At 69.2% G+C, this 14,432-nt stretch carries 14 protein-coding genes; 4 read left to right on the forward strand and 10 right to left on the reverse strand.

Annotated features, from left to right (window positions below):
- Nucleotides 1-6: 6 nt before the first annotated feature.
- Together GA0074696_RS20685 and GA0074696_RS20690 are read right to left on the reverse strand one after the other, a co-directional pair.
- Nucleotides 7-1,494 carry a protein kinase domain-containing protein gene (locus tag GA0074696_RS20685; RefSeq protein ID WP_088962632.1) on the reverse strand — a complete coding sequence of 496 codons (1,488 nt, stop codon included), beginning with the start codon at nt 1,492-1,494 and terminating at the stop codon, nt 7-9.
- 13 nt (nt 1,495-1,507) lie between these two features.
- Nucleotides 1,508-2,638 (reverse strand): PIN domain-containing protein, encoded by a 1,131-nt coding sequence (locus GA0074696_RS20690; RefSeq protein WP_088962633.1) that lies wholly within the window; start codon nt 2,636-2,638, stop codon nt 1,508-1,510.
- 246 nt (nt 2,639-2,884) lie between these two features.
- Between GA0074696_RS20690 and GA0074696_RS20695 the strand changes: the two genes are divergently transcribed.
- Nucleotides 2,885-3,826 carry a hypothetical protein gene (locus GA0074696_RS20695; protein WP_157746075.1) on the forward strand — a complete coding sequence of 314 codons (942 nt, stop codon included), beginning with the start codon at nt 2,885-2,887 and terminating at the stop codon, nt 3,824-3,826.
- A 127-nt stretch (nt 3,827-3,953) separates the two neighbouring features.
- Complete coding sequence (locus GA0074696_RS20700) at nt 3,954-4,382, forward strand: hypothetical protein (RefSeq protein ID WP_231925101.1); 429 nt, start codon at nt 3,954-3,956, stop codon at nt 4,380-4,382.
- Nucleotides 4,383-4,453: 71 nt separating this feature from the next.
- Here the strand turns inward: GA0074696_RS20700 and GA0074696_RS20705 are convergent, their stop codons facing one another.
- The 5 genes from GA0074696_RS20705 to GA0074696_RS20725 all read right to left on the reverse strand — a co-directional run bounded on the left by GA0074696_RS20705 (nt 4,454) and on the right by GA0074696_RS20725 (nt 9,112).
- Nucleotides 4,454-5,383 (reverse strand): hypothetical protein, encoded by a 930-nt coding sequence (locus GA0074696_RS20705; RefSeq protein WP_231925102.1) that lies wholly within the window; start codon nt 5,381-5,383, stop codon nt 4,454-4,456.
- 208 nt (nt 5,384-5,591) lie between these two features.
- Nucleotides 5,592-6,101 (reverse strand): DUF4913 domain-containing protein, encoded by a 510-nt coding sequence (locus GA0074696_RS20710; RefSeq protein ID WP_088962636.1) that lies wholly within the window; start codon nt 6,099-6,101, stop codon nt 5,592-5,594.
- Nucleotides 6,098-7,240, reverse strand: a complete 1,143-nt coding sequence (locus GA0074696_RS20715) for a hypothetical protein (RefSeq protein WP_157746076.1) — start codon at nt 7,238-7,240, stop codon at nt 6,098-6,100. Before GA0074696_RS20715 ends, GA0074696_RS20710 begins: the two co-directional genes overlap by 4 nt.
- 19 nt (nt 7,241-7,259) lie before the next feature.
- Nucleotides 7,260-8,699: a relaxase gene (locus GA0074696_RS20720; protein ID WP_088962638.1), complete on the reverse strand. Its 1,440-nt coding sequence runs from the start codon at nt 8,697-8,699 to the stop codon at nt 7,260-7,262.
- Nucleotides 8,696-9,112, reverse strand: a complete 417-nt coding sequence (locus tag GA0074696_RS20725; protein ID WP_157746077.1) for a hypothetical protein — start codon at nt 9,110-9,112, stop codon at nt 8,696-8,698. Before GA0074696_RS20725 ends, GA0074696_RS20720 begins: the two co-directional genes overlap by 4 nt.
- Before the next feature lie 693 nt (nt 9,113-9,805).
- Here GA0074696_RS20725 and GA0074696_RS20730 point away from each other — a divergent pair.
- Nucleotides 9,806-10,618, forward strand: coding sequence for a hypothetical protein (locus GA0074696_RS20730; RefSeq protein ID WP_088962640.1), 813 nt, complete (start codon nt 9,806-9,808; stop codon nt 10,616-10,618).
- A gap of 228 nt (nt 10,619-10,846) precedes the next feature.
- Here the strand turns inward: GA0074696_RS20730 and GA0074696_RS20740 are convergent, their stop codons facing one another.
- Together GA0074696_RS20740 and GA0074696_RS20745 are read right to left on the reverse strand one after the other, a co-directional pair.
- Nucleotides 10,847-11,626, reverse strand: coding sequence for a transposase family protein (locus tag GA0074696_RS20740; RefSeq protein ID WP_088962641.1), 780 nt, complete (start codon nt 11,624-11,626; stop codon nt 10,847-10,849).
- 198 nt (nt 11,627-11,824) lie between these two features.
- On the reverse strand, nt 11,825-13,513 hold the full coding sequence (locus GA0074696_RS20745) for a hypothetical protein (protein WP_197700761.1): 1,689 nt from the start codon (nt 13,511-13,513) through the stop codon (nt 11,825-11,827).
- Between the two features lie 296 nt (nt 13,514-13,809).
- Between GA0074696_RS20745 and GA0074696_RS20755 the strand changes: the two genes are divergently transcribed.
- Nucleotides 13,810-14,061, forward strand: a complete 252-nt coding sequence (locus GA0074696_RS20755; RefSeq protein WP_088964696.1) for a helix-turn-helix domain-containing protein — start codon at nt 13,810-13,812, stop codon at nt 14,059-14,061.
- Here the strand turns inward: GA0074696_RS20755 and GA0074696_RS20760 are convergent, their stop codons facing one another.
- Nucleotides 14,062-14,301, reverse strand: coding sequence for a hypothetical protein (locus GA0074696_RS20760; protein ID WP_088962643.1), 240 nt, complete (start codon nt 14,299-14,301; stop codon nt 14,062-14,064).
- Nucleotides 14,302-14,432: the final 131 nt, after the last annotated feature.

Here is a 14,432-nt window from a genome sequence, read left to right on the forward strand (position 1 = left end):
GCTTCCTCATCGCCGCCACACCTGCGGGACCTCGACCTCCGGCATCACGCCGGGTTGACTCCAGCCCGGCGACGACGCGTCGGCCAGCCATCCCGCCCACCGGCTAATGACCTCATCCAGGTCCTCACCGGTCAGCCTCGTGAACGGCCATGCCACTTGCAGCACATCCATGCCGGACGACAGCGCACCGGCGGACTCCGGTCCCGGCCCGAGTGCGAACGGAGCCAACGATGACGTTCTTGCCGTCAGGGGGTGCTGCATGAACGCGAGCTCGTACCAACCGAACCGTCCCTCTTCTAGGGCGTCGCAGTACCAGAGAGCATGGCTCCGGCCCTCGTAGCCGTAGCGATTGCATGGGATCCGCAGGCTAATGTCGGCCACCGCGATCACGTCGAAGGGCGGATGACCCGGTCGGCCCCACGGGTCGGCGGACGTAGCCGTCGGCGAGATCATCCGGACGGTTGCCTCACCCAGTCGCATCGTCCACTGGCCGTCCCGGGAAGCCACCGTCGGGGGAACGGCTGCGGACGGCGCAGCCTCCGACAACGCTGCTCGGATTGAGCCGAAGATCCCCGTGTAGTTCTGCCGGGCCGCATTGAGCAGCCGCGCTCGTCGCTCCGACTCACTTACCGCCTGTGAGGCAGAGCGCTCGTCCTCGGCCCGCTTGCCCACGTGCTGATGATGAGCCGCTTGCAGCCGGGACAGCCCGGGTGTGGGCGCCGGGACCAGGACGCCCGCCAGGCGCCGTTCAAGGTCCGTGCCGGCCGGGCGCGCCTCAGCCTGCTTGTACAGGCACTCCATGATCATGGCCGCCAGGGTGACCGGCAGGTTCTGCAGGAGAGCCGGTGTCTGGTGAAGGTGCTGCTCGCGCAGATCGGGGATGTCGGGGCCGGCGAAGGGGCGCCGTCCCGTCACCAGTTCGTATGCGATGACCCCGAAGGCGTAGGCGTCGGTGGCGCTCGTGGCCCGTTCATCACGCCACTGCTCAGGCGCGGCGTACGACGGGGTCTTGGCGAACTTGCGGGTATCCGGCGCCGTGGTGGCGTCGGCGAACCGGGAGATCCCGAAATCGGCGAGGCACCACCGGCCGTCCACCAGGAGCACGTTCTCTGGCTTGAGGTCACGGTGCACCACGCGCCCCGACAGGTCGCCGAGCGCCTGGGCAATGTCCGTCAGCACGCCCACCCCCGCGCCTGTCCCGATACCTCCGCCGCCAGCCTCATCCAGCAGATCCCGGAGCGACTTCTCCGCGCGTGGCATGACGATGACCCAGGCGTCGTCGGTCTCGCCCTGGTCGATCACGGGCACGATGTTGCGGGCGGCCCCCAGGTCAACAAACAGCAGCTCGCGCTGCGCTCCGGGAAGCTTGCGGACGAACTTGATCGCCCCGTCCTCGCCGTCGCAAGTGGCGGCATACACCTGGCCGAAGCCGCCGCCCCCGAGGCGTTCCCCGATTTTCCACAGCCTCTTAAGTTGGACCGAAGTTCCTTGCATCAAGATCGTGCTCTCATGAGTGCTTGAAGCTGACAATGTCGTCGCCCTGCCCGACCGGTACCGGCCGTCCGAGCTGATACCGGTCGCCGGGCAGCCGAACGAACGACGGGTGCTCCCGCATGATCCGCTTGAGCCCCGCCGCCGTGGCTCGCTCGCCGCCGGTCATGTTCATGACGTCGCGCAGCTCGCCGGGCGTCATAGCATCCCCGCTGCGGGCCAGCGTACGGGCGCAGCGCTCCGTAGGCGACTCGTGTCGCCAGGACGGGTCATGCACCGTCACGAGCTCAGCGCGCAGCTCCGCGTACTCGGCCATGTCAGTCAAGATCTGACTGACGTACGGGCGGGCACGGTCGAGCATCTGGGTCGCTCCAGCGCGCAGATCCGCACGCGCCCGCCAAAGCCGTCGCCCCACCAGCGCAGTAACCATCATGGCGACGGGCACGGTCCACGGGAAGCGCCGCCCGAGCCTCACGAGCCCTCCGACGCCGGCACTCGCCAGCTGGGTGCTCATGATCGCGAAGGCTGCCCGGTCGATCTGCTCGCCTTCCAGAGCCGCCGCCCGCCGGAGTGCCTTAGCGGTGTCCGTCCAGTCTCTGGCCTTATTGGCGTACCCGAGCCGGTAGAACACGCGGTCCCGCGTGATGATGGCGGCTGGTCCGAGGAAGGCGGCCACGGCCAAGCTCGGCCAGTCATCCGGGTCACCTGCTGGCTCCGGCTGGCGGATGCCCTCGATCTCCGGTCGTAGATACTCCCCGATGGGCAGATCGACGATCCGGAACATCGGTGCAACGCGTTCTCTCCAGACTGCCGTCGCCGCCTCCATGTCGACGCCCATCTTCCGGGCGATGCGGTCCAGGTGCTCATCGATCTCGCCGGGCACGTGCTCCGCGATGAAGCACGGCACCCGGCCCGTGAGCACAAGCCGGGTAGCCAGCGACTGATGGCCGGAGCCCGCCTCCATGCAGCACGCCGTCGCGATGGCGTTAGTGTCGAGCACCGCCACCAGCTGCGGCTCGCTAGGGGCGTGCATCAGGTCGGGCCGGAGCCGCCACGGGTGAGGGATCTCGCGGCTCGCATCGGCGGGGACAAGCGCACCCGGCTGCGCCAGGCTCGCACCGAGCACGCGACGGTCCTCAAGGTCCACGCGCTCAGCCTGCCAGAAGGGTCCGACAACCTTAGGTCAGGTTCCGGATCCTCCTCGGCGCCCTCGAACTCCGCTTCGAAGTCCATTGCACCGACAGGGTGCGGCGAAGCCGAGCGTCGAGGCGCCCGCCAGTGCGACGTCCGCGACTCACGCACATGCCGAGGGTCGCGCGACTTTGCCGATGAGTGGATGCGGTGAATGGCATTCGGTCAGCGGGTCGATCGGACAGTAAGCGATCATGGGACCGTGGACGAGCGACAGCGCCAGTGGCACCTCGAGCAGTTGCATCGCCGTCGGTCGGTGATCGGGCTGCCCATGGTCGCGCTCCGCCACCATGCGTACCTGAATCCACCGTCGACAGAACATTGTTGGCGTCGCGAGCCGCGTGCGGTTGGGATCGGCGTCGGTGATCGAGCCGTCGCATTATGGGATCACCATGCCGCCCATGCGCGTCTACTGACCCACCATGGGGCAGGCGCTGAGGACCGGGCCGTGGTCATTCTGGGTGGCGCACGTCCGGCGAATTTCATTCAGCCCCTCCCGGACGGTCAGGTGCTGCTCGTTGACGCCCGCACCCGAGGCACGGCCGAGAGCGCCGAGGTATGGGACGCCGCGGGCACCTGGGTGCGTAGCGGGCACTGCGGTGATGCTGTCGAGCATGTCCTGGCCACGCCGAGCGGTGACTTCTGGGTCGGCTACTTCGACGAGGCCGCAGCATCGGGCCGCGGTCTCGGCGGGCACGGCCTGGTTCGCTTCGGCGCCGACCTGCAGCCTCGGTGGCGTTACCCCTTCAACGCCGACCTGCCCCGCATCGATGACTGCGAAGCGCTGAACGTCCATGAGGAAGCCGCCTACGCCTCGGTGTACAACGCCCAGCACCTCATCAGCGTCCGCGGTTCGCACGGCGTTGACCACGGCAAGACACCACACGGCGGAGCCGCTGCCGTGCTCGTCGACGGCGAGCGTGCGGTGCTGATCGGAGGCTATGGCGCCGACTACGATCTGGCCACACCCCTCAGCATCGACGCTCAGGGTGTTCAGGCGGCCGGCCCGCAGTCCCGTCTGGTTCTGCCCGACGGCATGGAGATACGAAACGCGCGCTGGACCTGCCGTGGCCCCGAACTGCATGCCGTCATCGACGGCTCGTGGTACCGCGCAAGCCTCAACGACTTCCACCCCGCAGCCTGAACGGGCCGACAAGAACGGCCGAACCTGCCGCTGATCGAGTGCCTGACCGTCGGCTGGACCGCTCGATTGGGTACACGGACATAACGCCGACAGAGCGCGACGACTCGGGCCACTTGCCTCCGGGCGGATGACGGAGGACGTGACGGTGCGCCATGAGCATCACGTCTTTCACAACCCTCCGTCGTCGACACCGGCGCAGGTACACGCCGCGCTCGACCGCGGCGATCTGTCTGCCGCGCTGGATGCCATGGTCGGCACCGCACTGTACGGCGACGGAGACTTCAAAGAACTGCAGGAACTGCATCTTCGGTTGCTCGAACACGAGGATCACCAAGTCAGCGCCCTCGCGGCAACGTGCCTGGGGCATCTCGCGAGGGTCTACCGCCGACTGGACGAACGTCGGGTAGTCGCCGCCCTGCGCCGAGCTCGGGCGCTGCCACACACCAGCGGCACCGCTGACGACGCGCTGGAGGACATCCAGATCTTTCTCCACCCGCGGCGCGCACGGTGGCGCCGACGGGTGTGGACCGCGATCCGCCCATGGGCGTGGATCTGACTCGAACGCGGCAGTGCCGTGGTGTGCGCGCGAGCGGTGCACAACGGCCCGCGGCGGAGCGCTTACGGCGGTCAGCTCTGCTGGTAGTTCACCGCGGCGAACCCGCAAGGCTGGTGCAGGTGCAGGTAGTAGGCGCCCTCGCCGTAGTCGTCCAGGTCCGCGCCGCCGATCAGACCCACATAGTCCATCGGTTGGCCGCAACCGGGGCAGTCGGCGTGCTCAGCGTCCTGGATCCAGTCGGGCCGGCCGCCCAGGGTCGAGCCGCCCCGATTCCAGGCGCTGGCCTGGTAGGGGCTCGGCCGGGCCGGGCCGAGGACCGGCGTCAGCGCTGGCGGGTCCTCCGGTTCAGCGGTATCCGGGAGGTAGCTCGGGCCGGTGTTGCCGGTCCACCAGGTGGTGGCGCCGGCCGGCGTGACCTGGCTGTACAGCGTCGTATAGCAGGCGCAGAAGTGGCAGGTCTCGATGACCAGCCGGCCGGACCAGCCGGTGTGTGACATCGCGGCGCCGACGGCAGGTTCCGTGGTGTCGAGGTCCGCGGCAGTCCACAGCGGCGACGCGCACCACGGACAGGTGGGGCCGTCCGCGCGTCGCGGTGTTTCGCGCATCACCCACCGGTACGCGGTGCTGCCGCACAAGTCCCGTCGGCTGCCGTCCAAGCCGACCGTCCAGTCACCCTCACGCGCGTAGCTCAGCACACTGATGTGCAGCTTGTCCGCGCCGGCCGGCGGTTGCGTCGACCAGCGACGCATGGCGCTCTCGGCGAGCGGGTTAGCACTGTGCGCCAAGACCAGGAGCAGGTGATTGAGACGGTCCGGCGTCCGGCCGCCGTCGATCCGCTCGATGACCCGGCGGACCACGCCGGCGTCCGCCGCCCGGTACAACTTCGCTGGCCACAGCACGTCGAGATCGAGCAGGGATCCGAGGTGCGGAGTCAGCCTCCCCGGATCGGTGTCCGCGATCACGCACAGCTCCTCGATGGCGTCGTCGTCCTCGGCGGCCACCTTCTTGATCAACTCCTCGATCATGAGGGGATGCTAGTCATGTCGATCAACCGGCCACGCAACGGACCGACGCCCACGATGCCGCAGCACGTCGGTGCCGGTGCCCTCATCTCGCCGCAACTCTGGCGTCGGTCCGACCTGTGGGGACAATCGGCGGAGAAGCGTCACCCTGTCCGTGGGCACGCACGCCGGCATCGCCGGCCCGGTGTCAGTCCCACCAACTCCACCAGTTCTCTGGCGCGGGCTCGGCTGGCATCTCCGGCGACGAGTGGTGTCGCGTCTCTCCGAGGTCGCCGCCCGCAGCGCAGTTGCGGAACGGGCCGTCGTCGCCGTACAGGATGGGCAGCTGGTGGTCGAGCTCCCTCAGCCAGGGCAGCATGCCGGTCATCTGCAGGCGGGCCTGTTCCCAGCCGTACCACAGGGCCGTCAGCCGGGTCACGGCTTCGTCGTGGCGCCACCACTGCTCGCACCAATGCCATCGGGTCAGCCCGACCTCGCCGACCGGGCGTGGGAAGGTCGGCAGCAGGTATTTGGTCACCCACTCCTCGACCGTCGAGTACAGCGGCGGCTGATCATCCCCGTCGCCAGCGTGGGCGCGTTCAGCTTGTGCCTGCTGCAGGTCGGCTACCTGCGCCGCCAGTCTCGCCACCTCGGCAGCGAGCTCGTCGAGCTGGGTAGCCGCGTCAGTGCGGGTCCGCTGAGGCGTGGTGGCCGTCATCGTGTTCTGCCTCGCATTGGCACCGCGGTGACCGCTGCCACGGGTTGCTTCCCGGAGACCGCGGGGTTGATCCGGGCTACGCGAAGCTTCGGGAAGGCCTGCGCCCAAGCCGGCGTCGCGAGCGCGTCAGCATGATCGAGCGCAGCTGCGGTTGCGACGACGTGATCAGCGTTGTCGTCGTGGAGCACGCTCGCCGACTGCCCGGCCGCGTGCTCGTCGACCAGGGTGCGGGGGTTGTCGACTGCCCCACTGTCGCTGACTCCCTCGCCGCGCTCGGCAGCCGCTCGGCTTTGCAGGTCGCGGGCCAAGGCCTCCTCCACGTGACCCTGCGCGAGACGGATCGCTTCAACCGGCCGCCCGTCGCCTTCGCCGGTCCTGATGGCCTGGTTCATCTCCGCGGCGAGGTCGCGAAGTAGCTGTACCGGATCGCCTGCGGGAAGCCTGCCCGTGGCGCGCCACTGGCGCTGCAACTCGTCGAGGGCTTCGGGCCGTACGTGCTCAGCCAGTTTCATTGCCTCCTGCCGGACAGCGGCGTCGAAGTCGTCGACCAACGTACGGCCACCCGGTGGCAGCGCGGCTGGCCCATCCTGGGTGATCCCCGGCCGGTCAGGCGTGCCGCCGTGAGCGCGAGCGCCGTGCTGGCGGCGGCCGGCGCGGGCATCGCGCTCCCACACCTCCCGGGCTGCCGCGCGCATGGCCTCAGCGATCGGAGTTCCGGCCTGCCTGTGGCGCTCATAGGCGGCCATCAGGTCCGGGCGGAACTGGCGCAATCGTTGCTCGGCGAACTCCGCAGCCCGCCGAGCTACCGGGTCGCTGCTGGCGTGGATCGTCGCGGTACGCCAGACGGCAGCGGCCTCGGCGAAGGTGGCCTTGTTGACCAGCCAGCCGCCGTCGAGCGACCCCGCCATCCGTTCGCGCTCCGCGCGTACCTTGGCTGCCAGTCGGTCGGCTTCGCGGCGGGCCGTCGCGGCGGCCTGGTCACGGTGGGCCTGGCGTTCCCGTTCGGCGGCCTTGTTCTGGATGCCGACGGCGGCCCAGCGGGCGCCGGCCTCGCCGACGGTCGCCATCGTCGCCAGCCCTTGCAGGAACTGCTGGCGGGTCTCGGCCATCGGGTCCTCGTGTTGCTGCGGGTGCGGCACGTGCACCTCCCTTGCCTGATTAGCGGCCGCGCGCAGCACGCCGGCCGCCTCCCACTGTCGGTTCGGGTGTTGGCATGGCAGTTAGCGGCAGCGCTACCGCCGGTTGCCGGCCACCCGCTACCAGCCGCAGCGCGGCGGCTGCGGCCCGGGCCGCCTCGGCCTGGTGGAGGCGCTGCTGGGCCTGCCGCAGCTGCTCGAGAGTGTCGGCGAGCCGGGCCAGGTCCATCACCAGCGCAAGGGCGGCCATCGCGTCGTCGTCGCCGGAGATGCGACCCATGAGCGCTACCAGCCGCGACATGGCGCGCATCTCCTGGGAACGGCTGGTGGAGCGAGAGACACGCCCGTACAGGTCCCGGGCCGCCCGGTCGAACGCTTCCGCTGCCCGGTGCAGTGGCCCGCGCCGGTCACCCTCGACGGAGTAGGCCAGGCTGGTCAGCAGATCAGCCGCGGCGACCGCGGTGGCCTGCGCCCGCCCAGGCACGGTACGGGCGTCGCGACGGATGTCGTTGGCGGCCGCCGTAACTACCTTGGCGGCCTGGTGCATCGCCTCGACCCGCTCGGCCCGGCCTACGGTCGGCGCTGTCGGCAGCGACGTCGGGGTGCCCCACCGCAGCCGCAGCTTCGGCAGGGTCATGTCGGGCGCCAACCGACCCCCGCCGAAATACACCGGCTGCCCGCCAGCGGTGCGCGCGCCAGGAAGCGCCACCGCGTACCCGGTGACGTTGCGAGGATCGGTGCTGCTGCGCCGGAGTCGGACCAGCACCCCTGCCTCGCGTAGCCGGGCGAAGAACTCCTCCTCGGAGGCAGCCGCGGCGACGGCCGCGCGTACGCGGCGGCGCAGCTCGTCACGGGGCGTCTGGGCGCGGCCGGTGCGGCGAGCCTTGCTGACCTCGACCGGGTGGGGGCGGCGGTGGGCGGTCCGGTCAGCCGGCGGTACACGGCGGTGCAGGTTGTAGCGGCGGGCGACGTTGTAGGTGGCCTTGACGCAGCGCGGGTAGTCGTTGCGCAACCAGTTCGTGCGTCCGTCCTCGCGCACCAGCGTGGCGACGATGTGCACATGGTCGTCGGCGTGCCGCATGGCGATCCACCGCAGACCCGGGTCGGTGGCGGTGGTGGCGACTCCGACCTCGGTGAGCATCTGCACCGCCATGTTCGCCCAGGTCGAGTCGCTGATGGTGCGGCGCCGGTCCTCGGGCGCGAGCCGCATGCTGGCGTGCCAGACGAACTTGTTCGGCGGCCGGTATCCCGCGCGGACCAGTTGCTCCAGCAATGCCGTCAGCGCGCGAAAGTCCCGCTTGCCGCTGGCGGTGACCTTCGGCTCCAGGTCCGTTAGGGGTCCCGCGCCGTCCCAGGCAGCCACCAGGCGGGGGTTCGTGTGTTCCTCCGCCTTGCCTGGGCCCCAGAGGTAGCGCAGCAGCCCGCCGACCCGCGAGCCGCGCCGGTGCACCCGGGTGATCACCGCAGTTTCCTGTCGATGCGCGAGATCACCTCGTCGAGCCGGGCCACGGCCGTCGCGCACAGCCGGACGGCGTCGGCGGCCCAGTCGGGCAGCTGGCCGGTGGCATTGAACGCCGCAGCAGCCTGGTTGACGTTGTTGCCGAACATCGCCACGGCGCGGCGGGCGGCGAACAGCTCGTGCTGCAGCTCGCGCAGGTCACCGTTCACGCCACTGGGCGCGTGGCCAGCAAACGCGGCGGCGACGGCGGCCTTCGCCGCGTAGCCCGTTGGAGTCAGCTGTGCGGCCGCGGCCGCAGCCTCGATCGCGGCCTTCTCCTCATCGGAGAGCCGGAGCAGCACCGCATGCGGGCGGGCCGGCCGGTGGTGGGCACGGTGTCGCACCTTGCTGGGCCGGGCCGGATGATCGCTGTCCATCGGCGCCACTGTGCGCCCCGGGCGTTGCCGGCGACGTGAGCATCCGGGGCTACCAGTGCCGGGCAGAGCTGTCGGCGTACGGGTTCGCATGCCCAACCGCGGACGACTCAGCGTGCCCAGTCCGCCGTACCCGCCCACGCCTCACAGGATCAGGAAGACCTCGACATGGATCAGTCGAGGCGGGGCCTGCCGCCGTGGCTCGGGGAGGCCAAGCTAGCGCTCGCCCGACCCGCCGGCGTCGATGCGATTCTCGGCGAGCGCTGCGGTAGTGATTCGAGACCAAGCCGACCCGCACCGCAGCCGCGCAGCGGCGAGGAGCGGAAGCGGTGCGGTAGTAGGGGTAGTTCGGCTGCCTTCACGCCAACGACGTACGCCAGGCTGAGTCTGGCGGTGGGTAGGAGGCTGGCCCCGTTCATCCGTACCTACCTGGTCACGTTCACCCGTACGCCGACACGGGCCGACGCGGCGGCACGGCCTCGCCCCCATTGCCGATCTGCGACCGCGCCCGGTCGCAGATCGATAAGCAATGGCCATATCTTGCTTCAACCACTGGCTGTTCGATCAGAGGCGATGACGTGCCGCCCCTCGTCGCGGAAGGGAGACTGCCCCCTCCAGAGTGAGGTGGCGCCGTCCTGACCGAGTTGGCACCGTCCGGCTCGAGGCGGTCCAGTGTCGTAGGCGAGTATCAGATCTGTGGAGATCGTGGAGCAGTTCGTACTGGGTAAGTCCGGAGATCCGCAGGTGTGCGAGGACTCAATCGTGGTGACCGCCGAGCATGCGGCCGTCATCGACGGCGCTACGGATGTGAGTGGCCGGCGCTACGGGAGCGCGGCGGGTGGATGGTGGGCTATGGCGGCTTGTCGGGACGCCGTGCAGCAACTGCCGCACGGCGTTGACCCGCATCGGGCGGTTGCGGCAATGACCTCGGAACTGGCGGCCCGCCTCGACTCTGGGTTGACAGCATCCGAGCGGCCGAGCGCGGCGGTTACCGTCTATTCGAGAGCGCGCCGGGAGATCTGGCAAATCGGTGACGTCGGATTCGCGTATCAAGGACTCCCCGCGTCGGTCGGGCAGCCACGCAAACTGGTCGACCGCGTCGCTGCGTCGTTCCGGGCTGCGGTTCTCGCTGCGGAGGCCGCTGCCGGGAAGATCAGCATGGATCGAGTGGTGCAGGCGGACCCAGGGCGACTCGCGGCGCGAGCTCTGACCGGGCGGCAGGGTGCCATGCGCAACAGCATCGGGCCATATGGATATGCCGCAATCGATGGGCGGCCCGTTCCTCCGTCGTTGGTGGTAGTGCATCCGGTACCCGATGGCATCGACGAACTGATGATTGCCAGCGATGGCTATCCGGTCATCGGCGAGACATTGGCCGCGTCCGAGTCAGAGCTTGCCTTGCTCCTGAAGAAAGACCCCTGGTGCGTGGCGGAGCTTGCTGGCACCAAGGGGATCTTGCCCGGACAGGTGAGCTTCGATGACCGTGCCTACCTACGTATTCGCCTCTGATCCAGCCGGGCCGGGATCAGGTCGAGCAACGGCAGCCACGCTCATCGCCGAAAGTGCCACTTAGATCCGGACGACTAACCTCGATCTTGTCCGGGCGCACATGGAACGACCGCAGCCCAGCGCTCACCACCAGGTGCCACTTCAAGCCGGACGGGACACTTACCTTCGCTCGTACCTAAGGGACGTCTCGTAACTGGGTGAAGGCGTTGTCCAGCGCCGGCCCGGCGGTCAGCCGGCCAGGATGATGTTGTGGAGGTTGGCGATGCCGGAAGCGGCGTCGGTCAATGTGTGGGCGGCGCGGCGGTAGTCGCGCAGGATCTTGAAGCACTTCATCCTGGCCAGGGCGTGTTCGACTCCGGCGCGGACGGTGCGGTGGTGGGTGTTCATCTCTTCTTTCCAGGCGGGCAGGGCGCTGCCGTCGGCGGGCTTGCGGTACGGGATGATCACCTCGGGGTTGCCGCGGTAGCCGCCGTCGGCCATCACGGGCCGCCCGTCCAGCTTCTCCTCGATGCCGCTGGTGCGGTAGACGATCGTGTCGTTGCGGTTGCCGGGCTGCGGGTCGCCGACGGCGATGACCAGGCGGGTGCTGGCGTCGATGGCGACCTGCAGGTTGGTCGAGTAGCGGTAGTTCTTGCTCTTGGCGGCCAGGCGGTGATCGCGGGTGGGGATCAGAGTGCCGTCGACGATGGCGATCTGGTCGACCGGCCGCCGGCGCACCGGCGCGAGGGCGAGCAGCGGGCCGAGGGTGTCGATGACCCGGTGCGCTGCGGAGTGGGACACACCGAACAGCGGGCCGATCTGCCGCATGGTCAGGTTCGTGCGCCAATAGGTGGCCACCAGCAGCACCCGATCCGGCAGGTCGAGGGCCCACTGCCGGCCCGGCCGGCCGTCTGCGATGGCGTCACCGCCACGCTCGGCGACCAGGCGGACCAGCCTGCGGAACTGGGCGGGCTGCAGCCCCGTGAACGGGAAGATCCACTCAGAGTGGGTCGCGGTGATCACCTGCACCCAGGCATCCTGACCGATCGTCCTCAGCAGACAGACACCGGGGTTACGAGACATCCCTTAGCTAGCGCCCGGCCACGGGGTGATGAGCGTGCTGTCGCTGCGAAGCCGGCCGGTTCAGCCCGATGGCGTACCCCCGCCCGGCGAGGCAAGGCGGGGGTACAGCTCATCTGGGCGGACGTCTCAGCGCGCCGAAGCCCCTTAGCGGGATTGCTCGCGTTGTTTGCGGAGGCGGTTCACATCGCGGCTGCTCATCGCGAACAGTGCGTTGGGGCCGTCCTCGCGGCGCATCGGGTAGCCGGCCATCAGGGCCGCCGTGATCAACTCGCCGTTGGCGATGTAGTACCCGAGCAGGTCCTCGGCGAGGTGCTTGAGCCCGTAGCTGCCCGTGTTGGGGGTCTTGATCGGGGCGATGTTGACCACCAGCCAGTCGTGGACCTGCTCCACGATCTCCTCCCGCGAGATCAGGTGCTGGCGGTGCTCTTCGAACCGTCGGCGCCGCTCGTCGCGGTGCAGGTAGCCGTAGTCGTAGCCAAAGCCGTTGCCGTTGAGCGCAGGGTACTGGTCGATCACCTGGGCGAAGCCGAGCAGCGGCGCCCGTAGCGGCAGCGGTTCGAAGGCCGGTGTCCGGGATGCGGCGGCGCGTGGCAGCGCCGGGAGCCCGCGCCGGCGGCGGCAGGTGGCGTGGCTGCAACCGGCGGGGATCTCGCGGACCTCCAGCCGGTCGAGGGCCCCGGCACGATCCAGGTTCGCGGCGATGCCGGAAAGGTACTCGCGGCGGGTCACGGTGTATCGCGCCTCGACGGAGAGCCACAGGCCGCGCCGTTCCGGCCGGCGGTTCTGCTGCGCGCCGGCCGCCGCGCGGGCCAGGTCGTCGAGTTCCCACCACCGTTGCTGTCCACTGATCCGCAGGGCGATCAGTGGACCGTGTTCGTCCTGCAGCTTCTCCCAAAGGGAGCAGTGGTTGGCGCGCTGCCAGTCGGCGAGCGGGGGTTGAACGATCACCTCGGCAGCGGCCGGGGCGGGGACGACAACCTGCCTGCGGGCTTCGAGGTAGTTGGTACCGGTCGCGGCTTGCTGCAGCCGGAATCGGGCCTTGATGCGACGGTTCTTGGTCACCGGGTCTCCTGTGCCGAGACGCCCCACGTCCGTCCCGTCAGCGTGATGACCGTGCGTCGGGATCGTGCGCGATTCGGGTGGGAACCTTGGTCTCGGCGTACCGTTCGACGTGGGCGACCGGTACATCGACACGGGCAAGCGCAGCTGCCGCAGTACGGATTCTAGCGCGAAGACGCGATCGTTGGCCACCAGGAGGATCGCGGAGCGAAGTGGCCGTGCGGTCACCTCGGCTCCCAGAAGTAGTCCACCCCGATACTGCCGAGCCGGCGGGTAGCGACGGCAGTGTCCTCGCGCAACCCGATCCGAAGCTGCGACCGGCCCCACGCCCCCCGGCACCGCGGTCACCGGCAACGGCCGGCCTGTTGGCACACCTCCGACGGGGACGACCGGCACAGCCGTGATCAAGAAGTCGGGATCCCCCTCGGTGATTGCCCGTCGAACTCTGTCCCGATGCGAGATCCGCTGGGGGAACGGGCGCAGCGAAGCGGCATTGGCGTGCTCGCGGCAATGCTGGGCGAACAGCCTCGAGAACCCGTCGGTGCCGTGCTGCGGAATGTCGTACAGCATCCGGCCGGACTGGCGATCGAACGACCTCGCCGCGGCATCCGCGTCGGGGCCGACGATCTCGAAGTCGGAGGCCGGCATGTCCTTGACGCCGTCAATCTCGTCCGGCGACCGGTCTCCCGACCACAACTCCAGGTAACCGCCATCCATCAGGACGAGCTCTCCTGACGGGCACGTCACCTCGCCGAGCAGCACGGTCTCTCCCATGATCGAGAGAGTCTCGGTGACCCTCACCGGCCACGGGTTCACCTACCTCGCGTGATCAAGCTGCCGCACTCCCACTCCGCGAATCTGCGGTCCTGTCGGTTGCGTTGCCGTCAACGCCTTCAGCGGCGGCCGGTGCCAGATGAACGAGGCGCTACCAACGCTCTCGGTCACGCAGCCAAGGTCAGGTAGCGCCACAAGCAACGCTCAGGCCGGATGGTCGTGTCGAGGCATGCCAGAACGTGCCTATCCAGCCGGACGCCCAGGCGTCCGGTCCCCTCGACCTAAGGAGCAGGGTGATGCCCGTCAGCACTCTCAACCGGGACGAGCTACTCCAACTACCCGCGATGGTCGATCTCGCGACCGCCGCTCGCGCTCTCGGCGTTGGCCGCACGAAGGCTTATGAACTGGCGAAGAGCGGCGCCTTCCCTTGCCCGGTGCTTCGGATCGGAACCACCTACCGCGTACGCACGGCGGACCTGCTCAGGCTCGTCGGCATCGAACGGCAGCAGCCCGGCAGCGAGGACCCTCCAGCCCGGACGGATACGTGACTACACCTCTCGCTGACCGCCGGCCTCGTCGGGCGCAGCGGCCGCCCACGCCGGACGGTACCGCCCGGCGAGCACGTCGTCGACGAGCAACGCGACAATCCCGGACGGCGTGAGGTCAGGCCGCATCACCGCCAGCCTCTCCATCTCCGAAGGTGTGAGCCGGATCTTGACCTGCTGATCCCGCTTCTCGCGCGCCGGCAACGGCGGCAGGTTCTCGGCGACAGGACGCTGTCGCGGCATGCCTCAACTCCTCGGCGAGCTCTCGAACGGCTGGATGACGAGTTGAGGTTCCCACATTCCACATCGCCTATCACCAACCGCCAACGCACGCGCTACCTCGGGCCCGCAATTTGGTACCAATTTTAGGTACC

It is taken from the genome of Micromonospora purpureochromogenes (assembly GCF_900091515.1).
Lineage (GTDB): Bacteria > Actinomycetota > Actinomycetes > Mycobacteriales > Micromonosporaceae > Micromonospora > Micromonospora purpureochromogenes.